The sequence below is a fragment of the Arthrobacter gengyunqii genome (assembly GCF_023022985.1).
In the GTDB taxonomy this organism is placed as follows: Bacteria; Actinomycetota; Actinomycetes; order Actinomycetales; family Micrococcaceae; genus Arthrobacter_B; species Arthrobacter_B gengyunqii.
The window spans coordinates 859,424-882,058 of record NZ_CP095461.1 but is presented as its reverse complement, the minus strand read 5'-3'; the positions used below and the strand labels follow the sequence as shown (position 1 = coordinate 882,058).

Annotated in this window: 23 protein-coding genes and 1 riboswitch; of the genes, 7 read left to right on the top strand and 16 right to left on the bottom strand. The window is 63.7% G+C overall.

Translation table 11 applies throughout. The annotated features are described in order from the left end of the window. The 6 genes from MUG94_RS04020 to MUG94_RS03995 form a co-directional block, all read right to left on the bottom strand. The gene (locus MUG94_RS04020; RefSeq protein WP_227908510.1) at window positions 1-399 is read right to left on the bottom strand and encodes a PIN domain-containing protein; all 399 of its coding nucleotides are present in this window, start codon (window positions 397-399) and stop codon (window positions 1-3) included. Further along, on the bottom strand, window positions 396-572 hold the full coding sequence (locus tag MUG94_RS04015) for a hypothetical protein (protein ID WP_227908509.1): 177 nt from the start codon (window positions 570-572) through the stop codon (window positions 396-398). The genes MUG94_RS04020 and MUG94_RS04015 overlap by 4 nt, the downstream gene beginning before the upstream one ends. Window positions 573-602: 30 nt before the next feature. Further along, window positions 603-727, bottom strand: a riboswitch (SAM riboswitch). A 96-nt stretch (window positions 728-823) separates the two neighbouring features. After that, a complete protein-coding gene (locus MUG94_RS04010; RefSeq protein ID WP_227908508.1) occupies window positions 824-2,617 on the bottom strand; it encodes a dipeptide ABC transporter ATP-binding protein in 1,794 nt (597 codons plus the stop codon). Continuing rightward, entirely contained in the window at window positions 2,617-3,444 is an 828-nt protein-coding gene (locus MUG94_RS04005) for an ABC transporter permease (protein ID WP_227908507.1), read from the bottom strand. The genes MUG94_RS04010 and MUG94_RS04005 overlap by 1 nt, the downstream gene beginning before the upstream one ends. Beyond that, window positions 3,441-4,388 carry an ABC transporter permease gene (locus tag MUG94_RS04000; protein WP_227908506.1) on the bottom strand — a complete coding sequence of 316 codons (948 nt, stop codon included), beginning with the start codon at window positions 4,386-4,388 and terminating at the stop codon, window positions 3,441-3,443. The genes MUG94_RS04005 and MUG94_RS04000 overlap by 4 nt, the downstream gene beginning before the upstream one ends. Window positions 4,389-4,394: 6 nt before the next feature. Beyond that, window positions 4,395-5,927 carry an ABC transporter substrate-binding protein gene (locus MUG94_RS03995; protein ID WP_227908505.1) on the bottom strand — a complete coding sequence of 511 codons (1,533 nt, stop codon included), beginning with the start codon at window positions 5,925-5,927 and terminating at the stop codon, window positions 4,395-4,397. A gap of 211 nt (window positions 5,928-6,138) precedes the next feature. Here MUG94_RS03995 and MUG94_RS03990 point away from each other — a divergent pair, with 211 nt between their 5' ends. From MUG94_RS03990 to MUG94_RS03980, 3 genes are read left to right on the top strand one after another with little or no spacing between them, the layout of a single operon-like run. After that, complete coding sequence (locus MUG94_RS03990; protein WP_227908504.1) at window positions 6,139-7,188, top strand: extracellular solute-binding protein; 1,050 nt, start codon at window positions 6,139-6,141, stop codon at window positions 7,186-7,188. Window positions 7,189-7,202: 14 nt separating this feature from the next. After that, window positions 7,203-8,216: an ABC transporter ATP-binding protein gene (locus tag MUG94_RS03985; protein WP_227908503.1), complete on the top strand. Its 1,014-nt coding sequence runs from the start codon at window positions 7,203-7,205 to the stop codon at window positions 8,214-8,216. A gap of 10 nt (window positions 8,217-8,226) precedes the next feature. Beyond that, a complete protein-coding gene (locus MUG94_RS03980; protein ID WP_227908502.1) occupies window positions 8,227-10,029 on the top strand; it encodes an ABC transporter permease in 1,803 nt (600 codons plus the stop codon). Between the two features lie 149 nt (window positions 10,030-10,178). Here MUG94_RS03980 and MUG94_RS03975 read toward each other — a convergent pair whose 3' ends face one another. Further along, window positions 10,179-10,382 (bottom strand): cold-shock protein, encoded by a 204-nt coding sequence (locus MUG94_RS03975; RefSeq protein WP_104055094.1) that lies wholly within the window; start codon window positions 10,380-10,382, stop codon window positions 10,179-10,181. A 211-nt stretch (window positions 10,383-10,593) separates the two neighbouring features. On the opposite strand from MUG94_RS03975, the gene glsA reads away from it, so the two are divergent. Beyond that, complete coding sequence (glsA, locus tag MUG94_RS03970) at window positions 10,594-12,477, top strand: glutaminase A (protein WP_227908501.1); 1,884 nt, start codon at window positions 10,594-10,596, stop codon at window positions 12,475-12,477. 154 nt (window positions 12,478-12,631) lie between these two features. Here the strand turns inward: glsA and MUG94_RS03965 are convergent, their stop codons facing one another. From MUG94_RS03965 to MUG94_RS03945, 5 genes are all read right to left on the bottom strand, one after another. Then, on the bottom strand, window positions 12,632-12,835 hold the full coding sequence (locus MUG94_RS03965) for a cold-shock protein (protein WP_104055090.1): 204 nt from the start codon (window positions 12,833-12,835) through the stop codon (window positions 12,632-12,634). A gap of 229 nt (window positions 12,836-13,064) precedes the next feature. Further along, entirely contained in the window at window positions 13,065-13,613 is a 549-nt protein-coding gene (locus tag MUG94_RS03960; RefSeq protein ID WP_227908500.1) for a DUF421 domain-containing protein, read from the bottom strand. 186 nt (window positions 13,614-13,799) lie between these two features. After that, on the bottom strand, window positions 13,800-14,270 hold the full coding sequence (locus MUG94_RS03955; RefSeq protein WP_227908499.1) for an acyl-CoA thioesterase: 471 nt from the start codon (window positions 14,268-14,270) through the stop codon (window positions 13,800-13,802). A gap of 44 nt (window positions 14,271-14,314) precedes the next feature. Further along, entirely contained in the window at window positions 14,315-15,304 is a 990-nt protein-coding gene (locus MUG94_RS03950) for an LLM class flavin-dependent oxidoreductase (RefSeq protein ID WP_227908498.1), read from the bottom strand. A 110-nt stretch (window positions 15,305-15,414) separates the two neighbouring features. Further along, complete coding sequence (locus MUG94_RS03945; protein ID WP_227908497.1) at window positions 15,415-15,903, bottom strand: SRPBCC family protein; 489 nt, start codon at window positions 15,901-15,903, stop codon at window positions 15,415-15,417. A 154-nt stretch (window positions 15,904-16,057) separates the two neighbouring features. Here MUG94_RS03945 and MUG94_RS03940 point away from each other — a divergent pair, with 154 nt between their 5' ends. Further along, window positions 16,058-16,354: a DUF3253 domain-containing protein gene (locus MUG94_RS03940; protein ID WP_227908496.1), complete on the top strand. Its 297-nt coding sequence runs from the start codon at window positions 16,058-16,060 to the stop codon at window positions 16,352-16,354. Window positions 16,355-16,359: 5 nt separating this feature from the next. Here the strand turns inward: MUG94_RS03940 and MUG94_RS03935 are convergent, their stop codons facing one another. Genes MUG94_RS03935 through MUG94_RS03920 form a run of 4 tightly spaced genes read right to left on the bottom strand, consistent with a single transcriptional unit; the run spans window position 16,360 to window position 20,529 of the window. Continuing rightward, window positions 16,360-17,157 carry an ABC transporter permease gene (locus MUG94_RS03935; RefSeq protein ID WP_227891581.1) on the bottom strand — a complete coding sequence of 266 codons (798 nt, stop codon included), beginning with the start codon at window positions 17,155-17,157 and terminating at the stop codon, window positions 16,360-16,362. A gap of 8 nt (window positions 17,158-17,165) precedes the next feature. Further along, complete coding sequence (locus tag MUG94_RS03930; RefSeq protein ID WP_227908495.1) at window positions 17,166-18,122, bottom strand: ABC transporter permease; 957 nt, start codon at window positions 18,120-18,122, stop codon at window positions 17,166-17,168. After that, complete coding sequence (locus MUG94_RS03925) at window positions 18,122-19,315, bottom strand: ABC transporter ATP-binding protein (RefSeq protein ID WP_227908494.1); 1,194 nt, start codon at window positions 19,313-19,315, stop codon at window positions 18,122-18,124. Before MUG94_RS03925 ends, MUG94_RS03930 begins: the two co-directional genes overlap by 1 nt. Further along, complete coding sequence (locus MUG94_RS03920; protein ID WP_227908493.1) at window positions 19,315-20,529, bottom strand: ABC transporter substrate-binding protein; 1,215 nt, start codon at window positions 20,527-20,529, stop codon at window positions 19,315-19,317. The genes MUG94_RS03925 and MUG94_RS03920 overlap by 1 nt, the downstream gene beginning before the upstream one ends. A 238-nt stretch (window positions 20,530-20,767) precedes the next feature. On the opposite strand from MUG94_RS03920, the gene MUG94_RS03915 reads away from it, so the two are divergent. Then, the gene (locus tag MUG94_RS03915) at window positions 20,768-21,235 is read left to right on the top strand and encodes an Lrp/AsnC family transcriptional regulator (RefSeq protein WP_227908492.1); all 468 of its coding nucleotides are present in this window, start codon (window positions 20,768-20,770) and stop codon (window positions 21,233-21,235) included. Next, window positions 21,232-22,635, top strand: coding sequence for an aspartate aminotransferase family protein (locus tag MUG94_RS03910; protein WP_227908491.1), 1,404 nt, complete (start codon window positions 21,232-21,234; stop codon window positions 22,633-22,635). The genes MUG94_RS03915 and MUG94_RS03910 overlap by 4 nt, the downstream gene beginning before the upstream one ends.

Genomic DNA, 22,635 nt, shown 5'->3' with positions numbered 1-22,635 from the left:
CTAGACAGGCTGCGCAGGTTCGGGGGCAGGTCTCCACGGATCAACCGCGGAGGCCCCCAGCCGGCGGAAATCCTCCGGCCGGTCCGTCACCACCGTCAGATCATGGTGCAGGGCGGTGGCGGCCACCACCACGGTGAGGGTGCCGGCGTCGTGGTCCAATCCCGTGGACGCCAGTGCCACCCCGGGGTCCACCGGCAGGATATGGCAGCCGAAGCGGCCGGTAAGCTCCTGCAGCCAGGCGCGGTTTGGCTTTGGCAGGTCTCCCAGGGTCAGCGCAGAAATGAAGATCCGCAGGTTGCTGCGGCGCTGCAGAAAGTCCCTCAGCGCAGCGCTGGGATCAGGGCTGCGGATGTCAGACAGTACGGGCGTATCCAGCAACAGCCCGGCCTGGCCGTTCATGTCCGATGCTCGGTGCGTGCCAGCAGGAAGTCCAGGAACTCTCTGCGGGCAGCGGTGATAACCCGGTAGTCCTGGAGCGAAACACCGCGGGGTTCGGCGACACGGCGGTGATTGTCAGCGTCAGCAAACCGGCCGGCGGTCTGTCGGTCAGCGGTATCAACGGAATTGTCCATGAGAATACGGCGACGTGCGCCGGTCCTTTCGGCGTGCTCTTGCCCGCACCGGTTGCCCGAAGGGCGAGTGCAGGCCACTTCTTCATCCGAACCACCCAACGAGCGTGGGGTTGGTATGCGGCCAAGTCGGAGCTTGGCGGCCGCAGTTCTTGAAGCTGTTTGGAAGTATAGCCACATCTTCCGCTGTTCCTGCCGTATTGCCTTCTGTGTCCTGAGCCCTTGCCTTCTGTGTCCTGGGCCCCCGACGTGGACTAGGTCGGCAGGCTTGAGCCGGACTGCAGGGACAGCGAGGACGCCACTAGCCGTTGGGTGTATTCATGCTCAGGGGCGGCGTAGACCTGACCGGTGGGCCCGGACTCCACGATCCGGCCCTGGTGCATCACCGCGACGGTGTCGCACAGGTGCTTCACGACGCCCAGGTCGTGGGAGACAAACACGAGCGTGAGCCGGTATTTATCCACCAGGTCCGCGAGCAGGTTCAGCACCTGCGCCCGCACCGAAACATCCAGGGCGCTCACCGGTTCATCGGCCACCAGGATGCGCGGTTCGCAGATCAGCGCGCGGGCTATCGCAATCCGTTGACGCTGCCCCCCGGAGAACTGGTGCGGAAAGCGTTCCGCGGCGTCCGGGGGCAGGCCCACGGCGTTCAGCATTTCCGCGACCCTGCCGGCATGGTGCCGTGCGGCCACCGGCTCCCCGGGCAGCAGCAGCGGTTCTGCGATCAGGTCCCGCACCCGCATGCGGGGGTTGAGGGATCCCAACGGATCCTGGAAGACAATCTGGAGCTGACGGCGCAGCTCCAGCAGTTCGCTTTCCCGCGAACCGGCCACCTCGTTGCCGGCCACCTGCACGGAGCCCGACGTCGGCTGGTCCAGCCCGGCGAGGATCCGCAACAGGGTGGATTTGCCGGATCCGGATTCACCGACAATGCCGAACCGCTGCCCGGCGGCGACCTCGAAGGACACGTCGCGGAGCGCGTGGACCTCCGAAGGGGCACGGAAGAGTGAGCTGCGCCCGCGGCGGTAGGTGCGGTTGAGGCCGCTTACCCGGATCAGGGGCTCGGCGTTCCGGATGTCCGAATGTGCGCCGTCGCCCGGCCGTGCCGATTCTGGCACTGTCGAGGTTGACACTGAGGAGTTTGGCACGTCCGGCACTGCGGGTTCCTCCGCTGGTGCCCGCCTCCGCGCGGCCGCAGGGACATATCCCGCTGCGGAGGAAACCGTAAACAACCGTCCGGAGCTGTCCGTCGCGTCCAGGTCCGAAGCCGCGAGCAGCCCTCGGGTGTAGTCGTGCTGCGGCCGGGTGAACACGTCCGCCGTGGCGCCCTGTTCCACGAGGACTCCGTCCCGCAGCACCAGGACGCGGTCACAGATGCTTGCCGCCACGGCCAGGTCATGCGTGATGAACAACAGCCCGCTCCCCCGGCGTGCAACGCCGTCCGAGATCAACTGCAGCATCTGGTGCTGCACGCTTACGTCCAGAGCGGTGGTCGGTTCATCGCAGATCAGCAGGTCCGGGTCATTGGCGAGGGCCATGGCCAGCATGACCCGCTGGCGCTGCCCGCCGGAAAGCTGGTGTGGATACGCGCGGGCAGCCTCGGCCGGATCGGGCAGCTGCACGGAAGCCAGGAGTTCAACACTGCGTGCCGCTGCGGCCTGGCTGCGGAGGGTTCCGTGCTGTGTCAGCGCCTCAGCCACCTGCCGGCCCACGCGCATTAGCGGGTTCAGGGCGCTCAGCGGTTCCTGGAACACCATTCCCGTCCGCTGGCCCCGGATACGGCTCATCTGCCGGTCGGAGGCACCCACCAGATTGTGCGGAACCCCGTCCAGGCGGACGGTTCCGGAGGTCTGGAGTTCCTCCGGCAGAAGTCCCGTGAGCGCGGCCGCCGTCACCGATTTTCCGGAGCCGGATTCACCGATCAGGCCCACCCGTTCGCCGCGGGCCAGGGTAAGGGCAAAGTCCTTCACCAGCACCCGGCTTCCGGCGCTGACCCGCAGGCCCACAACCTCCAACAACGGCACAGATGCCGGATGCGGCGCGGACATCAGCGCTCTCCGTTCAGTTTGGGATCGAACCGGTCCCGCAGCCCGTCGCCGAGCAGGTTAAAGCCCAGCACCGCCACGGCAATGGCCGCTCCGGGCCAGATCGCCAGCGATGGATAGGTGCCCAGGAACTGCTGGGATTCCTGCAGCATCCGACCCCAGGACGGTACCGGCGGCGGTGTGCCCAGCCCCAGGAAGGACAGGGCGGCTTCGGCCAGGACGGCCAGGCCAAACGTGACGGAGCACTGGACCACCACCATGCCCGCGATGTTCGGCAGGACATGCCGGCGGGCAATGCGCAGCGCCGGCTGGCTGGCTGCCCGGGCCGCCAGCACGTACTCAGTGCCCATGACCTGCAGCGTGCCGGACCGCGCCACGCGGGCGAAGCCGGGAATGGAGCCAATCCCGATGGCGACCATCGCCGTCGTCGTTCCGCCGCCGAACACCGCCCCGAACATGATGGCCAGCAGCAGCGCGGGGAACGCCAGCAGGATGTCCGCACCGCGCATCGCCACTTCGTCCACCGCTCCCCGGCGCATGCCGGCGAGGATGCCAATCGGGGTGCCGATCAGAGCGGCGATGCCCACGGCGACCAGTCCCACCGACAGGGTGATCCGGGCTCCGTAGAGGATGCCGGAGAAAACATCGCGCCCGTAACGGTCGGTGCCCATCAGGTGATCGGCACTGGAGCCCTGCAGCCGGTCTGACGGAAAGGCCCGGACCGGGTCATAGGGGGTCCAGAAAAAGGACACCAGTGCGGCCAGCACCACCACCGAGACCAGCGCGGCGCCGACCAGCAGCGTGGGAGAGATCCTGCGGGCGGTCCTCATGAGCGTTTCCTCAGCCGGGGGTCAATGATGGTGTAGAGGACGTCGACGGCCAGGTTGATGATCAGCGTGAGGGACACCAACACCATCACCACGGATTGAACGGTGAGCAGGTCCCGGTTCCCCACGGCGTCCAGGAGCATGGAGCCCAGTCCCGGAATGACAAAGACACGTTCAATGACGACGGCGCCGATGATCAGTGCCGCCAACTGCACGCTGGCAACCGTCAGCACCGGAACCGCAGCATTGCGCAGCCCGTGCTTGACCAGTGCTTCCAGCTTGCCCAGTCCTTTGGCCCGGGCGGTGCGCAGATAGTCCTCACTCATGACCTCCAGGACGGCCGACCGGACGTAGCGGGTCAGGACCGCGCCCTGAACTGAGGCCAGCGCGAGCACCGGCAGGGTTACCCGGTGCAGGAAATCGGCGAAGTCCACGCCCGGCGGTGTCCAGCCGTTGGCAGGGAACCAGCCCAGCCCCACGGCGAAGACCACCACCAGCATGATGGCCGCCAGGAAACCCGGCACGGCCACTCCCAGCTGGCTCAGCCCGCTGAGCAGGACGCCGCTGGGTTTGCGGTGCCGCAGCGCGGCAATGGTTCCGAACGGCACGGCGATGAGCAGCGCCGCGGCCATGGCCAGGCCCACCAGGATGAGCGAGACCTGCAGCCGGTCCAGCAGCAGGGGGCTGATGTCCTGCCGGGTGACATAGGAAACCCCGAAGTCACCGCGGAACAATCCGCCAACCCAGTCAAGGTACTGAACCGCCAGCGGGCGGTCGGTGCCAAATTCCCGGCGGGTCTGCTCCAGCAGTTCCTCAGTGGCGTTGACGCCCAGGGCTATCTGGGCGGGATCGCCGGGGATGGCGCGCATGAAGAGAAACACGGCCACGGTGGCCGCCAGGAAAGTGGCGGCAAACCGGGCAGCGTTAATCAGCAGGCGGATTCCCACGGTCTGCTACTGCCAGCCTGCTGAGCCCAGGTCCAGCGCCTCAGTGACCGAGTTGGCGGGAAGGCCGGTCACGCCGGCCTTGGCCACCACAATGTTGGGGAACAGGAACAGGACGTTGGCAGCGGCGTCGTCGTTGATGGTGCGCACCACCTGCTGCATGCCGGAAATGTAGCCGGCCTCGTCCGCGGCATCCGCTGCGGCCGCAGCGTCCTTGATCTTGGCGTTGTCGTAGCCAAGGTAGTAGTCGGGGTTGTTGAACATGGTGAGCAGATCGCGGCTCTCCACGGCCAGGACCACTGACATGTCATAGTCGTGGCGGGTGAAGACCTGGTCCAGCCAGACGGCGGGGAACTCGGCGGATTCGATGGTGGCGTTGATGCCCGCCTCCGCCAGCTGGGACACCACAATCTCCGACACGGCGGTGGCGTAGGGGCGGGTGGGAACCGTGAAGGTGATATCCAGGTTTTCCGCGCCGGCTTCCGCCAGCAGCGCACGGGCCTTCTCCGGGTCGTAGGGATAGGCGTTGTTGAGGTCCTCGTAGTACGGGTCGGTGGGCGGCACGGGCGCACCCACCAGGGTGCCGTAGCCGCTCCAAGCCGTGTCCAGAACGGCTTGGCGGTCGATCGCGTGCAGCACGGCCTGACGAACGCGCACGTCGTCGAACGGGGGCCGGGCGTTGTTCATGGACAGCATGACCTCGCCGTTGGAGGTTCCTTCCAGAACCTGGAAGGCATCGTCCCCGGCGAACGTGGGCAGCAGTTCGGGAGCCTGCATGTTGTAGACCACGTCCACATCCCCGGAGCGCAGGGCGTTGGTGGTGGCCACGGCGTCAGCGAAGTAACGCAGGGTTGCAGTCTCCACCTTGGGTGATTCGCCCCAGTAGTCGGTGCGTGCCGCCAACTCGATGGATTCGCCGCGGTTCCAGGCCTGGACGGTGAAGGGGCCGGTCCCGATGGCGGTGGAGGCCAGGTCCGCGACGCCGCTTTCGTCGAACATGGCACCCACGGGCGTGCCCAGATCGAAGAGCCAGGCATTCGACGGGCGGGACAGCTGCACGCGCACTTCGGTGTCGCTCAGAACCGTGACACCGTCCACCACATCCATTTTGGTTTTAAGGCTGGACAGCCACGCGTCCGACTTCACCCGTTCCAGGCTGAACTTCACGTCGTCGGCGGTGAAAGCTTCCCCGTTGGAGAACGTCACTCCCGGCTGCAGGGTGAAGGTGTAGGTGGTGCGGTCATCGCTGATCTCCCAGGACTCGGCCAGCAGCGGCTGGATTTGCCCGTCCTGATCGATTTCCACCAGACCCTCGTACACGTTCGCCATCAGTGCCTGCGGAATGGCGGCGCCGGCGGTGGTGGTGAAGTCCAGGTTTGCGGGTTCGCCCGTCAGTGCCACGACGACGCCGTCGCTCCCCTGACCGTTCCCCGCACCGTCCTGGCCGGAGCCGCTCTGGCCGCCCGAGCCCGCGGAACAGGCGCTGAGCGTCAGGGCCGTCAGCAGAAGGGCAGCCGACGAGCGGACGGGAATTCGGCGCATCTTTTTGATCTCCATCGGTGGGGCGGGCTGTGCCGCGCGGCTGCGGACAATGCGTCCGCGCCAAAGGTTGTCCTACATAGTATGAACGCGTGCAGGAACAGAGCGGAAATTGATGCGCGACTGGCCGTGCCGGTCATTGCCTGTCAGCGCCATTGCGGATAGGTTCGGGCAATCGCGGCGCCGGGCCGGGGCATTGAAAGGACACGAAGACGTGCGTAGACAATTTATCGGAGCCGGACTGGCAGCGGCGCTGCTGCTCACCGGATGCGGCGGTTCAACGGATTCCAGCAACGAGGGCGGTTCCGAGGGCGCCACGCTCGTGATTTACACCAACTCCAACTCGGACGGCAAAGGTGACTGGCTCGAGGCGCAGGCGACGGACGCCGGTTTCAACATCGAAATTGTGGGACTCGGCGGCGGTGACCTGACAAACCGCATCATCGCCGAGGGAGGCAATCCCGTTGCCGACCTCGTTTTCGGGCTGAACAACATGTACTTCGAACAAATCAAAGCTGAAGACCTGCTGGAGCCGTACACCCCGGAGTGGTCCGGCGACGTGGACGAAAGCCTCGGTGACGGCGAGACTTTCTGGCCGCTCGTACAGCAGGGCATTGTCCTGGCTTACAACACCGACGCCATTGCCGAAGGGGATGCCCCCTCCGATTGGACTGATCTCTGGACCGACGAGCAGTACAAGGGCCGCTACGAATCCGTCAGCACCCTGGCCGGAGCCACGCAGCAGATCATCATGGCGAGCATCCTGACCCGTTACCAGGACGAGTCAGGAGACCTGGGCATTTCCGATGAAGGCTGGGAGCAGGTCCAGGGTTACTTTGAAAACGGTTCCAAGGCGGTGGAAGGCGAAGACCTGTTTGCCCGCATGGCGGCCGGCACCGTGGATATGGGCCAGATGACCATCAGCGGCATCCCCGCCCGCGAGGCGCAGTACGGCGTCACGGCGGGCGTCATGGAGCCGGAGATTGGCGTCCCCTATGCCGTGGAACAGGTGGGAGTCATCAAGGGCACGGACAAGCAGGACGAGGCGGAGCGCTTCATCAACTGGTTTGGCAGCGGGGAAACCCAGGGCGCGTTCGCTGCGGAGTTCGCCAGCCTGCCCGCTAACCAGAAGGCCCTGGAGATGACGGACCCCGAGGTCCTGGCGGCCTATGAGTCCATTCCGCCGCAGGAGCTGGACTGGCTCTTTATCCGGGACAACATCTCCCAGTGGGTGGAAAAGATCGAACTCGAATACATGCCCTGACAGGAAACAACAAAATGATCCGGTACGACAACATTGAGGTTTCGTTCGACGATTTTGTCGCCATCCCGAAACTGGATCTTGAAATCCAGGAGGGTGAGTTCTTCACCCTCCTGGGTCCTTCAGGATGCGGGAAGACGACAGCCCTGCGCACTCTCGCGGGCTTTATCAGTCCCAGTGCCGGAGACGTCTTCGTCGACGGCAAGCGGGTTACCCACCTCTCCAGCGACAAGCGCAGCATTGGCATGGTCTTCCAGAATTACGCACTGTTCCCCAGCATGAATGTCTGGGAAAACATTGCCTTTGGGCTCAAGGTCCGAAAGGATTCCAAGTCCGATACTGCGCGGCTCGTGGCCGAGATCGCAGGCCAGATGGAACTTAGCGACGAGCAGCTGCAAAAGAATGTTGCAGAGCTTTCCGGCGGGCAGCAGCAACGGGTGGCCATTGCCCGCGCCCTGGTGCTCAAGCCGAAGATCCTGCTGTTGGATGAGCCGTTGTCCAACCTGGATGCGAAGCTGCGGGTGCAGCTGCGCGGACAGCTCAAAGACCTGCAGAGCCAGTTCGGCATCACCACCGTGTATGTCACCCATGACCAGGACGAAGCGCTCACCATGTCCGACCGCATTGCGGTGTTCAACAAGGGCGTGGTGGAACATGTGGGACCGCCGGCAGAAATCTACGAACGGTCCGCCACGGAGTTTGTCTGCAACTTCATCGGCGACATCAATGTTCTGGATGAGGAACTGGTCCGCCGGCTCAATGAACACTCCCCCGCCGCATTGGACCCGGGGAAGAGCTCATATCTGCGGGTGGAAAAGGTGTCCCTTGACCCGCTCACGGCGGGCCCTGGATCTGTGAAGGTCAACGGCGTGGTCTCTTCCCGCAGCTACCACGGCATGCACAGCCGCTACACGGTCGATGCCGGCCACAACCGGATCAAGGCCCTGGTGACGGAGAACGGCCTGACCCGGATGGACGTGGGAGACAGCGTGGACGTGTTTATCAATCCAGCCAACGTTCTGCAGTATTAGGCGGCCCGGGATGAAGACTTCCGTCAAGAGCATGTGGCGTTCCCCGCTGGTGGTTGTCACCTCCATTGTGCTGGTCTGGTTCATCAGTACGTTCCTGATCCTCCCCAACATCAATCTGCTAACCGAGACCTTCTTTCCCAGGGGAGAGTTCTCGGGGCGTGCCGTCGAGAAACTGCTGAGCTCGGACCGGGCCATGAAGAGCTTGGCCAACAGCTTTATCCTGGCCATTGTCCTGTCCGTGACAGTCAACGCCGTGGGCATTTTCATTGTCTTGGTCACCCAGTATTTCGACATTGTGGGTTCACGGATTCTGTGGCTCGGCTACGCCACCACCCTGATTTACGGGGGCATTGTCCTGGTCGCCGGGTACAAGTTCATCTATGGCCAGAACGGCTTTGTCACCAATCTGCTCCTGGACTGGTTTCCCGATATGAATCCGGCATGGTTCAGCGGGTTCTTTGCCGTGGTTTTCGTCATGACGTTCTCCACGACCTCAAACCACATGCTGTTCCTTTCCTCGGCCCTGAACAAGGTGGATTACCAAACCATTGAAGCTGCCCGGAACATGGGAGCCTCCACCCTGCGGATTCTGTGGCGCATTGTGCTGCCCATGATGCGGCCCATGCTTTTCGCCATCACCATCCTGGTGTTCCTGGGCGGCCTCAGTGCGTTGACGGCACCCCAGGTGCTGGGAGGGGAGAATTTCCAGACCATCAGCCCGATGATCCTGACCTTCTCCGGCACCTCCACCTCCCGGGACATCGCCGCACTTCTCGCCCTGATCCTGGGGCTGGCCACCGTGGTGATGCTCGCCATCATGAGCCGTGTGGAACGCGGCGGCACCTACTTCTCCGTGTCCAAGGTTTCCGCCGGCATGAAGAAGCAGAAGATCGAAAATCCGGTGGCCAATGTGCTGGTTCACATCGCCGCGTACGCCTTGTTTCTCGTGTATTCCCTGCCCATCCTGCTGATCGTTGTCTTCTCCTTCACGGACACCGCCAGCATCTCCTCGGCCACGTTGTCGCTGGACCGGTTCACGTTCGACAACTACATCACCGTCTTCACCGATGAGTCTGCCTTCCGGCCCTTCGCGGTCAGCGTCATCTACAGCGCCGTGGCGGCCGTCGTCGTCGTCGCGGGTCTCCTGTTCGTGGCCCGGATGGTGCAGAAGTTCCGAAACCCGGTGACCGCCGTGGCTGAATACCTCCTGCATATCCCCTGGATCCTGCCCTCCACGCTGATTGCGCTGGGCCTGATCATGACCTTCGACCGGCCTTCAGTGTTCATTGGCGGTCAGGTGCTCACCGGGACGGTCTGGGTGCTGCTGGCCGCCTACATCATCATCAAGATCCCGTTCACGCTTCGCATGCTCAAGGCTGCCTTCTACTCGATCAGCGACAGCCTGGAAGATGCGTCGGCGATACTTGGGGCCAAGTCGCTGTATACGTTCCGGAGGGTCCTGCTGCCGATCGTGCTGCCAACGGCGGCGGCCATCACCGCGCTGAACTTTAACAGCCTGTTGGACGACTACGACACAGCAGTGTTCCTCTATCACCCCTTGTACGAGCCGCTGGGTATCGTGATTAAGAACAGCACCCAGGGAGAGAACATCAGCGATGCGATGGCCCTGACCTTCGTTTACACGGTGTTGCTGATGATCATCATGGGGGCAACCATGTATCTGGTCTACGGACGGTCGGTGAAAACCAAGAAGCGCCGCCGGGCAATCGTGCTGCCGGATGCGCCGGCGCAGCCTGCCACCCAGGTTCAGCCGGCTCCGGCACCGGAAGGCGGACAGCTGACCAAGTTGTAAGGCTAGCGGTCCCGTTGTACCGAGGGCATCGGGACCGCTTCGGCCAAGTCCGCCCGTGAAACGGGGCTTTAACGCAGAAGCAGGACGGGAATTTCTTCCCGTCCTGCAGCTGATTCAAGCCGATTCCCTAAGGAACCCAAAGTCTAGATTTAGAGGGCCTGGATGTTGACGGCCTGGGGACCCTTGGGGCCCTGCTCTGTATCGAAGCTAACCTTCTGGTTCTCTTCGAGGGAGCGGTAGCCACTCGAGTTGATAGCGGAGTAGTGAGCGAAAACGTCGGCGCTTCCGTCATCGGGCTCGATGAAGCCGAAGCCCTTTTCGGAGTTGAACCATTTCACAGTACCTGTTGCCATTTTTAATCATCCTTCTAAAGAAACCACCCCCGACCTTCGGGGAGTTTCACGTTGCTGTGCCGTACGCGGCATCTTACAGAAAAAGCGGCTGGCCCTTGATGTGGGTTTCGCCGCTTGGACTTCAACATGCGCAACACTGCAACTGAAATTAGTATACACAGAGGCCTCTGGCGCGTCACCCCCTTCGCGCACTACTCGTTAGGCTGGAGATATGCGTTCCTCTTCCTCCCCGACTGCGGCTTCGGCCCCGTCTTCCCCGCACATTCCAGGCTCTTACCCCAGCTCCTCCCCCATCGAGTCATACCTGCGGAGAATCCACGCCGAAATAGCGGAGCTGAAGGACGGCAAGCCCTACAGCAGCATCCCCGCCATGGCGAACGTGGATCCCAACAACTTCGGCATTGCACTGGCCACGGCCGACGGATACGTCTACGAGGTGGGTGACACCCGGGAGGAATTCAGCATCCAGTCCATCTCCAAGCCCTTCACCTATGGGCTCGCCCTGGCCGACAGGGGCATGGAAGCGGTGGACGCCAAGGTGGACGTTGAACCTTCCGGGGATTCCTTCAACGAGATCTCCCTTGCAGAAGGCACCGGGCGGCCGGCCAATGCCATGATCAATGCCGGCGCGCTGACTGCCACCTCGCTGGTCCGCAGCTCCGGAGGCAGCACCCGGTTCAAGCGCATCCTTAACACCTACTCGGCGTTCGCCGGCCGCCAGCTGTCCGTGAGCGAGCGGATCTACCGGTCGGAGCTGAAGTCCGGCCACCGCAATCACGCCCTTGCCTACCTGCTGCGTTCCTTTGACATCATCGAGTCCGACCCGGCGCCGGTCATCAAGGATTATTTCCGCCAGTGCTCGGTGATGGTCAATGCACTGGACCTCGCGATGATGGCCGCCACACTGGCCAACAGCGGCCGCAACCCCCTCTCCGGCGACCAGGTGCTGGATATCGAATCCGTGGAACGGGTGCTTTCCGTCATGGCTACCTGCGGGATGTACGACGACGCCGGAGCCTGGCTCTCCAGTGTGGGCATGCCGGCCAAGTCCGGGGTGGGCGGCGGCACCATTGCCGTCCTGCCCGGACAGGTTGGCCTGGCCGTCTACTCCCCTCCGCTGGACGAGCACGGCTCCAGTGTCCGCGGCGTTGCCACCAGCCAGCGCATCTCCCACGACATGCAGCTGCACTTTGTCCGTGCTGCACGCACCGGACGCTCGGCGATTCGCAACGTCTATGACATCACTGCCGCACCGTCCGGCATCCGGCGCACCGACGAGGCCGTTGAGGTGCTGCGCAGCCACGGCCACCGCGCCCAGGTCCTGGAACTCAACGGGGATCTGCTCTTTGCCGGCGCCGAGTCTGTGGTGCGGGCGCTATCCAACCTGGACGACGACGTCGACATGGTGGTCCTGGATCTCAGGAGCGTGGATGAAGTCTCCGAAGTGGCTCTTCGTCTCTTCGCCGAGTCCGCCGAGATGCTGGCAATGAACCGCCTGGGACTGGTGTTGGTGGACGGTGAAGGAACAGTCACCAATGACCTGGCCGCACGCGGCCGGGAAGTCCCGTCCTTCCCCACCCGCAACGCCGCCGTCGAATACTGCGAGACACAGCTCATAGCGTCCTACGGCAGCGAACTGGTGCTTCCGGATGTCATGGAACCGGTGGAATCGCCGGCCCTGAACCAGCTGGACCCCGAGGACGCCCAAAAGGTCCAGGACCTCATGGAAGAACGTGTCTACGACGACGGCGATGTGGTCCGCCGCGTGGGGCAGCGGTTCGGCGGCGTGTTCTTCATTGTTTCGGGAATGATCGCCACGTCCATGCCGGCGCCGGACGGTTCCCGGATCAAGCTCACAACTCTGGGTCCGGGCATGACCTTCGGTGAGATGGCACTTGGCACCGACAAACGCCAGGAAACAACGGTGAAGGCATCCGGGCCGGTTCGGCTAAAGGTCCTCACCGCCGACGCCATGGACTCCCTTGAAGAAGAGAATCCCCGCTTGGCAGTTGAGCTGTGGAAGGCCCTCACACGCGACGCCTACACGCGCGTGGAACAGTATCTGCGCGAAAGTGCCCTGCGCGCACGGGATTAGCGGACCGCAGACAGGGCGGCGGGCGTTCGGCGTCCGCCGCCGCGGAATACTGCGTCCCCTGTGGGAAGCGGTGGTTAAACACAAAAGCAGGACGGGAAACCCGTCCTGCTTTTGTAAGGCAATTCAGTACAAGTACTGAACCGAAGTCTCTAAATTAGAGCGCCTGGATGTTCGTAGCCTGGGGACCCTTGGGGCCCTGCTCGGTATCAAAGCTAACCTTCTGGTTCTCGTCCAGGGACTTGTAACCATTGGAGTTGATAGCGGAGTAGTGAGCGAACACGTCGGCGCTGCCGTCATCGGGCTCGATGAAGCCGAAGCCCTTTTCGGAGTTAAACCATTTTACTGTACCTGTAGCCATTTTAATATTCCTTCTGGAGTGAAGCAGATCCCGACTTTCGGGTAGCTTCAGTCGCGGTGTTCATTTACCGCTTTTACAGAAAAGCGGCTAGCCCGTTTGGGTTTCGCCACTTGAAATACAAAATGCGCAACAACCAACAACTGAGTAAGACTCTACACCACTTTCCACCAAAGCGGTAACCGGCCTCATTCCGCACCTTTTGCGCACCCCTCCCCAACCCCTCCCCAACTCAACTTGGGAGCAGGAACTCAGCGGGAATACTGCTCCGATCCGTGATCCGGCGCAGCAACCGCGGTTCAATGAGCTCGCCTCGACGCAGTACGGAGACATCGCCCGTGGGTTCCAGGACGACAAGCGCCACTTCGGCAAAGTTCCTGATACCGGCCTGGCGCAGTTTGAAATACAACTCGTCTTCCACAATCCTGGCGGCACGCAACCCGGACTCCAGGGGTTCCTCACCCACCATGAGCAGGATGGGCTTGCTGGATAAATAGGAACCCTGCTTGGTCCGACGCAGGACGGCTTCCAAGCGGAAAAGGGCCAGCATGGTGGCCAGTGCAATGACGCCGGCGGCCAGTGTGGGGGTATAGCCCAGCACGACTCGTCCCAGCACGGAGCCAAAGGCAATGACAATGGCTTTGTCCAGCGTTGACCAGCTGGCCAGGGCACGCTGCCCCGCTGTCCGGATGAGGAGGAAAAAGGCGGCGTAGATGCCAATCGCAGACAGGATTACCACGAGGGCTTCAAAGGGCGAAATTCCGAGATTGTGGGACCACACGGTCATTCTCCTTAGCAGGGCAGGGCCGGGACCGATCGTCCGGTTCCGGCCCGTCAGATGCCTCGGAGATGAAGGGACAACGGGGCTGAATAGCTGAGGGTGGCGCCGGCAGCCGCCTGGGCCGATATGAAAAGGCTAGCCGGGGACCGCAGGTTCCGACAGGCAGGCGGGCGGGAGGATCCCGGGCTAAGGGAAGACGGATGCACCCAGGTAAGGGAGGATGAGCTCTTTTTGCTCCGGTGCGATCCGCATCAGCCGTCCGGTACCGCCGTCGACAAAGGCCAGTGTGGTTTCGGCCTTGGCGCAGGCCACCGAGGTGACCGGGTCCCGGATGACGTAGGCAATGGTCAGGCTCGCAGCCTTGAGCGCGCTGATCCACACAGCAATGTCGGCAGGAATATTGCGGTAGGTCAGCGGCGACAGGTACTTCACCCGGTGCTCTGCAACCAGTGCCTGGGTGCCTGCCGGCACGTTGTTGAAGAGCGCGACGACGGGTTCCCGCCCCGGCCCGCCGGTTCCGCCGGGCGGGCCGAAGGCGTGGATCCGTGCTTCTTCCAGGATCCGCAGGATTTCCACGTTGTTCACATGCCCGTAGGCATCCATGTCCCCCCAGCGCATGCCGACGGGACAGTGGATTACCTGCGGGTTTTCAATCATTCTTCGTTTCTAGCACAGCCCGGAGGGCGGCCGTATCGAGGAGGCTACGCTCCGGCAAGCTCCGTCACGCCGGCCAGCAGCTCAAAGGAATGCAGCCGTGACTCGAGGGTGGGCGTCTGGGTGGCGATGATCAGCTCGTCGGCATCGGCGTGGGTGCTGAACCAGTCCAGGTAATCGCGGACCTCGACAGGCGTGCCCACCGCTGAATAGCGGCCCATCTGCTTGACCTGCTGCCCGCCCGGGGATTCCAGGATCAGATCCGCCTCTTCGGGGGTAAAGGTCCGGTCCCGGCCAAAGAGCTGGGTGACGCGGCGGCGCTGGCCATCCTCGAACATCTGCTGCGCGTCTTCGGAGGTGTCCGCGGCAATGACGTTCACGCCGGCAATGACATACGGCTCGGCCAGCTGGGCAGAGGGCCGGAAGTCGCGGCGGTAGATCGCCACGGCGTCCTGCAGTGCCTGCGGCGCGAAGTGCGAGGCGAAGGAGTAGGGCAGACCGAGGGCTGCAGCCAGTTTGGCGCCGAACAGGGACGATCCCAGGATGTACAGCGGCACATTGGTGCCCTTGCCGGGGGTGGCGTCGATGCCGGGGATGAGGGTGTTTCCGGTGAGGTAGCCCTGCAGTTCCTGCACGTCCTGCGGGAAACTGTCGGAGGACGTGGGATCGCGGCGCAGTGCACGCATCGTCTTCTGGTCGCTGCCGGGGGCTCGGCCCAGGCCGAGGTCAATCCGGCCCGGGAAGAGTGTTTCCAGGGTGCCGAACTGCTCGGCAATGGTCAGCGGTGCGTGGTTGGGCAGCATTACCCCGCCGGCGCCCAGCCGGATGCTTTCGGTGTTCGCGGCGATGTAGCCCACCAGCACGCTGGTGGCCGAGGACGCGATAGTGGGCATGTTGTGGTGCTCGGCATACCAGATGCGCCGGTAGCCCAGCTTCTCGGCCTGCTGCGCCAGGGCGAGGCTGGAAGCGAAGGAGTCGCGCGCGGTCTCGCCCTCGTCAATGATGGCCAGATCGAGGATCGACAGCGGAACAGTCATGTGGGTTTTCGGCCTTTCGTTGCACGTTGCGCCCCGCCGGCTGTTTGCCCGGGCACACAGGGTGCAACAGCGGAGGGCGCGCTCTTATTTCACGCTCCCCCAGCCGCCGTTCACCTGCCGCCGCGGTGGCGGACCAGATACCGGGAAAGCCGGTCAAAGGAAGAGTTCCACCCGCTCTGGTGTCCGTCGAGATCACGGCGGTCCGTGAAGGGTCCCTGACGGAACGTCATCCGCGTTCCACCGTCATGCGGGGCCAGGTCCACGGAAATCCGGGTTTCGGGGCTCGACGGCGTTCCGTCCGGAGACTGCCACTCCTGGGTCATCACCAGCCGGTCCGGCGGCTCGAGGTCCGTCAGGGTCCCGCCCCACCACAACTCATCGCCGGTCAGGGTGTTGACCATGCACGCCCGATAGGTTCCGCCCACGCGGTTCTCGATGTGCACCCGCTCCGGCGGGACAATAAACCCCTCGGGCCCCCACCAGTCCGTGGCGTGCGCCAGATCGGACCAGGCCTCGTAAACGTCCTGCTGCGGGACCGGGAAATCCCGCACCATCAGCAACTCATTCTCCGCGCCCTGCGGTGACACCGGATCAGCCATGACAGTCCTCTCGCGTCGGTTCCGCCCGACTCCGTCTTTAAGTGTGGTCCGTCGCACCCCGGCATGGCCACACTGGCACAGCAACCGGCAGCCCGCACCGGCATTACCCCTGTTCCGGTTCCGGCGGCTGCCCTTCCGCGGCACAATGGCGTGCATGGACAACAGCGAAACTGTTGCGGCAGGAAACACTGACACACGGCAGGACGACGTCGGCCCGCGCCTTGAGGCTGCCATCCTGGGTTTGCTCGCCGCCCGGGCGGACACCGCCACTATCTGTCCCTCGGATGCCGCCCGGGCGGTGGCCCCGGACAATTGGCGTCCGCTGATGGACGAGGCCCGCGGGGCTGCGGGCCGGCTGGTGGCGAGCGGCGACGTCGACATCACCCAACGCGGCGAAGTCGTGGACCTGTCCTCTGTCCGCGGACCGATTCGCATCCGCCGCAGACGCTGACCGCTTTAACGGGCAGCCAGTGCCTTGGCCCTGCGATGGGAAATCAGTTGGCCGCCAACAACAACCAGCAGCGAAACAATGAACATTGCCGATCCGATGACATTGGCCTGCGCGGGAATTCCCCGGGTGGCCGCCACGTAAATGAACTTCGGAAAAGTGTCCACGCTTCCTGAATTGAAATTCGTGATGATGAAATCATCAAAGCTCATGGCGAAGGCGAGCAGTGCGGCGGCCATGATGCCTGGCAGCAGCAGCGGAAAGGTGACCCGCCAGAAGGCCTGCAGGGGCGAGGCATAAAGGTCCGCTGCGGCCTCCTCCAGCTTGGGGTCCAGGCTGGCCACCCTTGCCTTCACGGTGACCACCACAAACGAGATGCAGAACATGGTGTGCGCAATGATCAGCGTGCCCTTGCCCAGCTCCGCGCCGACGTTCAGGAACTGGGCCAGCAGCGAAGCACCCAGCACCACCTCGGGAGTGGCCAGCGGCAGGAAAATCAGCATGTTGGCCGTTGCGCTGAACCGGAAGCGGTAACGCACCAGCCCGACGGCGATAGCCGTCCCGAGTGCCGTGGCCAGGACCGTGGAGACGGCTCCGATCTGCAGGCTGTTGGCCAGTGATGCGCACACTTCCGGCGCCCCGCAGGGGTTCTGCCAATTGGCGAGGGTAAAGCCGCGCCAGGTGAGGTTGGTGCGTCCGGCGTCGTTAAAGGAGTACGCAAACACGTAGCCGATCGGCACCAGCAGGAACAGGAAAGCCAAGCCGGCGGTGACGGGAATCAGCCAGCGTCCAATGGTCTGTTGCATGGAGCCCCTCACATCAGTTCTTTGGTGCCGAAGCGGCGCACGTACAGGAGGACCAGGAACAGGATGGCCAGCATGAGCAGGAAGGACAGGGCCGAGGCTCCCGGATAGTCGACCACCCGGAAGAACCGCGAATCGATGACCTGTCCAATCATGGTGGTGTTCTGGTTGTTGCCCAGCAGGGCGGCATTGATGTAGTCGCCGGTGGCCGGGATGAAGGTCAGCAGGGTGCCGGCCATCACCCCGGGCAGGGACAGCGGAAAGGTGATCCGCCGGAACGTTTCCATTGGACTGGCGTAGAGGTCTCCCCCGGCTTCGATCAACCGGACATCCATCCGTTCCAGGGAGGCGTAAATGGGCAGCGCCATGAAGGGCAGGAAGTTGTAGGTCAATCCGCAGACCACGGCGAAGGCCGTGGCGGTGAGCCGCCCGTCGTCGGGCAGCAGGGAGACTGCGCGCAGGATTCCCACCACGGGACCTTCATCAGCGAGGATCTGTTTCCAGGCCTGGGTGCGCAGGATGAAGCTGGTGAAGAACGGCGCGATGATCAGCACCAGGAGGATGCCCTTGAGCAGTTTGTGTTCCCTCAGCCGCACCGCCACCAGATAGGCCATCGGATACCCGATGAGCAGGGCGGCGACCGTGGCGATCAGCGCAAAACCGAAGGACCGGACGACGGCGGGCCAGTAGTTTTGCAGCACCACCGCGTAGTTGCCGAATTCCAGGGCCGGCACAAACTGGCCGACATCCGCGCCTTCGGGTTTCACGTACAGGGAGGTTGCCAGAAGCGAAAAGACCGGCAGGACAAAAAACAGCAGCATGAAGATGAACCCGGGCAGGATCAGCAGGTAGCCGACCCTGCCGCGGCGCCGTTCGGCTGCCTCTTCGCCGCCGGCTGCACCTCCCCCGGCGGTGTTCGTTCCGGCAGCCCCCGTTCCGGCGGACCTGCTGCCGGTGAGCAGCGCCATCAGAGTCCGTCCTCGCCCGCGCCGGCCAGGCGGTCCTCGTCGCCGCGCAGGCCAAAGGCGTGGTCGGCGTCCCAGCTCAGGCTCACCCGGTCGCCGGGCGCCGCCAGTGCCGCTCCGCGGTTCTGGCTGAACACGCCCATGGTGCCGATCCCCTCCACCTCCACCAGGTACTCGGTGCTGGCGCCCGAGAAGGATGCCTCAAGCACGACGGCGCGCAGCGCAACTTCCGTCCCTTCCGCGGCCCCGGCGGACGGCGACCCCGGTGCTGTTGGCGCTCCGGCACCCGGCAGCATGCGCAGTTTTTCCGGCCGGATGCCGATCAGCACCCGTCCGGCGTGGTCCGTGGCCCGGTCACGCCGGACCTGCAGGTGCTGGCCGCCGGCGTTCAGCTGCAGATATCCGCCGCTTTCCCCGGTGACCTCAGCCGGCATCAGATTGGATTTACCCAGGAAGTTCGCCACAAAAGCGGTGCGGGGCAGCTCGTAGAGTTCCTGCGGCGCACCCATCTGCTCCACGCGCCCGCTGTTCATCACGGCCACGGTATCCGCCATGGTCATGGCTTCCTCCTGGTCGTGGGTGACGTGCACAAAGGTCAGCCCCACCTCCGTCTGGATCTTCTTCAACTCCGTCTGCATCTGCCGTCGCAGCTTCATGTCCAGGGCGCCGAGCGGTTCGTCCAGCAGCAGGACCGCGGGCCGGTTGACGATGGCGCGGGCCAGGGCGACCCGCTGCTGCTGGCCGCCGGACAGCTGCGCGGGGCGCCGGCTGCCCAGATGACCCAGCTCCACCAGTTCAAGGGCAGCCTTGGCCTGGGCATCGGCGTCGCGCACCTTGCGCCGCTTGAGTCCGAAGCCCACGTTGTCCAGCACGCTCATGTGCGGGAAGAGGGCATAGTTCTGGAAGACCGTGTTCACCGGCCGCCGGTGGGGCGTGGTGGCCGTGATGTCCCGGCCGCCGATGCTGATGCTTCCGGACGTGGGCTGTTCCAGGCCGGCGATCATCCGCAGCGTGGTGGTCTTGCCGCAGCCGGAGGGGCCCAGCAGCGCGAAGAAGGAGCCGGAGGGAATGACGAGGTCCAGTCCGTCGACGGCGGTGAAGTCGGTGAAGCGTTTACTCAGCTGCGACAGGACCAGGTCCTGACCGGATGCTTCCTGGCGGGAGTCCGGCTCGGGCAGCAGTCCGACGGTGGCCATCAGTTGCCGATCGCAGTCTGGAAGCGGTCCGAAAGATCGGCTTCCTCATCCGCGCTCAGGGTGCGCACCACGTGGGCCCGGGCCAGATACTCATCGGTGGGAAAGATCAGCGGATTGTCGGACAGCTCCGGGTCAATCGACTCCATGGCCTCACGCGCACCCTCAACCGGGCAAATGTAGTTCACGTAGGCGGCCACGGTGGCCGCGTTTTCCGGGTCCAGATAGTAGTTCATCAGCTTTTCCGCATTGGCTTTGTGAGGAGAGCCGATGGGAATGGACATGTTGTCGGACCACAGCGTTCCGCCGGCTTCGGGAAGGGCGAACTCCCATTTGTCGCCCTCTTCGAAATTCAGCTGCGTGATATCCCCGGACCAGCCAATGACCGCCAGTGCATCCCCGGAGATGAGGTCCTCTTTGTAGGAGTTCCCCTTGACCTGCCGGATCTGGCCGTCGGCAATCTGCTTGGACAGCACATCAAGGGCGTTGTCGAAATCATCGGCGGTCCAGTTTCCGGTCACGTCCACACCGTTTTCCATCATGATCAGGCCCATGGTGTCCCGCATTTCATCGAGGACCTCAACGCGTCCCTTCAGCTCGGGCTGCCACAGGTCCGAGACACTCTTCAGCCCCTTGGGGAAGGCCTCCTTGTTCCAGGCGATGCCGGCGAAACCCGTCTGCCAGGTCAGGGAATGCCGGCGTCCCGGATCAAAATCCACGTCCTGCAGACCGGCCAGGAGATTGGCGGCATTGGGAATGTTGTCCCGGTTCAGCTCCTGGGTGTATCCCAGCCGGATCAGCCGGCTGGTCATCCAGTCGGTGACCGTGACAATGTCCGCACCGATATCCTGTCCCGCCGAAAGCTGGCCCTGGATTTTCCCGAAGTACGTGTCATTGCCGTCCACGTCCTCGGAATAGTTCACGTCAATTCCCGTGGCCTCGGTGAAGGCTTCCAGGGAGGGGTAGGTGCCGGTGGAGTCGTCATAGTCCAGGTAAAGGGTCCAGTTGGCCCAGTTCACTGTTTTCTCGGACTCGGACAGATCGGCCGCCGCTGTTGCCGCCGCCGCTGACTTTCCGGCCGTGCCGCCGCCGGTTCCGCAGGCAGCGAGCAGGGAGGCCATTGTCAGCCCACCGGCGCCCACGAGCATCCTCCGGCGGGAGAGCTGGGCGTTGACGATGCTTCTGAGCATCGGATCGGTGATGGGTGGCTTTGCCATGGCGTGCTCCTTGCTGAACATCTGCGGACGTGAGGATGTTGCGTTGATATTGTCAGAGCCGCGCCGGGGCAAACAAGGTTTTTAGTTGTAAATCTTTTGTTACACAACGGTTTCCGAAAGTAAATGCTGACAAATCTGAGTATTCCGCACTCAAAAACCTTGTTTCAGTGGCTTTTACCCGCTTCAATGTTCAGCAGGCGCGGTTCGGCCTCAAGCACCGTCAACGAGAAAGGCACTGATGACTGGGGAAATTGCGGCGGCGCCGGGAATTGATGATGTCTCCAAGGCCATCATCGAACAGCTCCAGGAAGACGGCCGGCGGTCCTACGCGGCCATCGGCAAGGCCGTGGGGTTATCCGAGGCTGCGGTGCGGCAGCGGGTCCAGAAGCTGGCCGATGCGGGCATCATGCAGATTGTGGCGGTGACAGATCCGCTGCAGCTGGGGTTCCCGCGGCAGGCCATGCTCGGCATTAAGACCAGCGGCGGCGTTGAGGAAGCCGCTGACCTGATCGCCGACATCGGCCAGGTGGATTACTGCGTAATCACCGCCGGGTCGTTCGACATCTTCGCGGAAGTGGTTTGCGAAAGCGACCAGGACCTGATGAGCCTGGTCAATCTGGTCCGCAGCCTTCCCGGCGTCAGCGGAACCGAAACATTCATGTATCTCTCCCTGCGGAAGCAGGCCTACAACTGGGGCACGCGATGACCGAAGCAGCAGTCCAATCAACCTCCACCACGCCGCGAGGCACCGACCGGCAGCAGGCTGCCAGGGATCACCTGTGGATGCACATGGCCCGCCACTCGGGCCCGATGGCCGGAGGCCGGGTTCCCGTCATCACCCGTGGAAGCGGGCATCTGATCTACGATGACCGGGGACACGAGCTCATTGACGGCCTGGCCGGGCTTTTTGCGGTGCAGGTGGGACACGGCCGCGAAGAACTGGCCGAAGCCGCAGCCAAGCAGTCCCGCGAGCTGGCGTTCATGCCGCTGTGGTCCTACGCGCATCCGCCGGCCATCGACCTCGCCGAACGCCTGGCGGCCGGAGCGCCCGGAGACCTCAACCGCGTCTTCTTCACCACCGGCGGCGGCGAGGCCGTGGAATCAGCGTGGAAGCTGGCCAAACAGTATTTCAAGCTGACCGGAAAACCGGGCAAGACCAAGGTCATTTCCCGTGCGGTCGCCTACCACGGCACACCCCAGGGCGCCCTGTCCATCACCGGCATCCCGGACATGAAGGCACCGTTCGAGCCCCTGGTCCCCGGCGCCTTCCGGGTGCCGAACACCAACCAGTACCGCGCTCCGGCCGGTCTGGAGGATCCGGAAGCCTTTGGCCGCTGGGCCGCGGACCGGATTGGCGAAGCGATCGAATTTGAAGGCGCGGACACGGTCGCGGCGGTGTTCCTGGAGCCGGTGCAGAACTCCGGCGGCTGCTTCCCGCCGCCCCCGTGCTACTTCCAGCGGGTCCGGGAAATCTGCGACCAGTACGACGTCCTGCTGGTGTCCGACGAGACCATCTGTGCCTTCGGCCGGATCGGTTCCATGTTCGCGAGCACCGACTTCGGCTTCCAGCCGGACATCATTACCTGCGCCAAGGGCCTGACCAGCGGCTACGCCCCCATTGGCGCGATGATCGCTACCGACCGGCTCTTCAAACCGTTCAGCCGGGGCGATACGACGTTCTACCACGGCTACACCTTTGGCGGGCATCCGGTCTCCGCCGCCGTCGCCATGGCCAACCTGGACATCTTCGAGCGGGAAGGGCTCAATGACCGGGTCAAGACCAACGCCCCGGCGTTCCGCGCCACACTGGAAAAGCTGCTGGACCTGCCCATCGTGGGCGACGTGCGCGGCGAAGGCTACTTCTACGGCATTGAACTGGTGAAGGACAAGGCCACCAAAGAGACCTTCACCGATGAGGAGTCCGAGCGGCTGCTGCGCGGCTTTATCTCCACCGCCCTCTACGACGCCGGCCTGTACTGCCGCGCCGATGACCGCGGAGATCCGGTCATCCAGCTCGCGCCCCCGCTGACCATGGGCCAGCCCGAGTTCGACCAGATGGAGTCGATCCTGCGCAGCGTCCTCACGGAAGGGTTGAACCACCTCTGA

Excerpts from the sequence above, each read along its gene's own strand:
- MUG94_RS03975 (WP_104055094.1), bottom strand. The coding sequence starts at position 10,382 with ATGGCAACAGGTACTGTGAAATGGTTCAACTCCGAAAAGGGCTTCGGC.
- MUG94_RS03935 (WP_227891581.1), bottom strand. The coding sequence starts at position 17,157 with ATGCAACAGACCATTGGACGCTGGCTGATTCCCGTCACCGCCGGCTTG.
- MUG94_RS03965 (WP_104055090.1), bottom strand. The coding sequence starts at position 12,835 with ATGGCTACAGGTACAGTAAAATGGTTTAACTCCGAAAAGGGCTTCGGC.
- MUG94_RS04020 (WP_227908510.1), bottom strand. The coding sequence starts at position 399 with ATGAACGGCCAGGCCGGGCTGTTGCTGGATACGCCCGTACTGTCTGAC.
- MUG94_RS03950 (WP_227908498.1), bottom strand. The coding sequence starts at position 15,304 with ATGACTGTTCCGCTGTCGATCCTCGATCTGGCCATCATTGACGAGGGC.
- MUG94_RS03920 (WP_227908493.1), bottom strand. The coding sequence starts at position 20,529 with ATGGCAAAGCCACCCATCACCGATCCGATGCTCAGAAGCATCGTCAAC.
- MUG94_RS03910 (WP_227908491.1), top strand. The coding sequence starts at position 21,232 with ATGACCGAAGCAGCAGTCCAATCAACCTCCACCACGCCGCGAGGCACC.
- MUG94_RS04015 (WP_227908509.1), bottom strand. The coding sequence starts at position 572 with ATGGACAATTCCGTTGATACCGCTGACCGACAGACCGCCGGCCGGTTT.
- MUG94_RS03945 (WP_227908497.1), bottom strand. The coding sequence starts at position 15,903 with ATGGCTGATCCGGTGTCACCGCAGGGCGCGGAGAATGAGTTGCTGATG.
- MUG94_RS03925 (WP_227908494.1), bottom strand. The coding sequence starts at position 19,315 with ATGGCCACCGTCGGACTGCTGCCCGAGCCGGACTCCCGCCAGGAAGCA.
- glsA (WP_227908501.1), top strand. The coding sequence starts at position 10,594 with ATGCGTTCCTCTTCCTCCCCGACTGCGGCTTCGGCCCCGTCTTCCCCG.
- MUG94_RS03985 (WP_227908503.1), top strand. The coding sequence starts at position 7,203 with ATGATCCGGTACGACAACATTGAGGTTTCGTTCGACGATTTTGTCGCC.
- MUG94_RS04010 (WP_227908508.1), bottom strand. The coding sequence starts at position 2,617 with ATGTCCGCGCCGCATCCGGCATCTGTGCCGTTGTTGGAGGTTGTGGGC.
- MUG94_RS03930 (WP_227908495.1), bottom strand. The coding sequence starts at position 18,122 with ATGGCGCTGCTCACCGGCAGCAGGTCCGCCGGAACGGGGGCTGCCGGA.
- MUG94_RS03915 (WP_227908492.1), top strand. The coding sequence starts at position 20,768 with ATGACTGGGGAAATTGCGGCGGCGCCGGGAATTGATGATGTCTCCAAG.
- MUG94_RS03980 (WP_227908502.1), top strand. The coding sequence starts at position 8,227 with ATGAAGACTTCCGTCAAGAGCATGTGGCGTTCCCCGCTGGTGGTTGTC.
- MUG94_RS04005 (WP_227908507.1), bottom strand. The coding sequence starts at position 3,444 with ATGAGGACCGCCCGCAGGATCTCTCCCACGCTGCTGGTCGGCGCCGCG.
- MUG94_RS03955 (WP_227908499.1), bottom strand. The coding sequence starts at position 14,270 with ATGATTGAAAACCCGCAGGTAATCCACTGTCCCGTCGGCATGCGCTGG.
- MUG94_RS03995 (WP_227908505.1), bottom strand. The coding sequence starts at position 5,927 with ATGCGCCGAATTCCCGTCCGCTCGTCGGCTGCCCTTCTGCTGACGGCC.
- MUG94_RS03940 (WP_227908496.1), top strand. The coding sequence starts at position 16,058 with ATGGACAACAGCGAAACTGTTGCGGCAGGAAACACTGACACACGGCAG.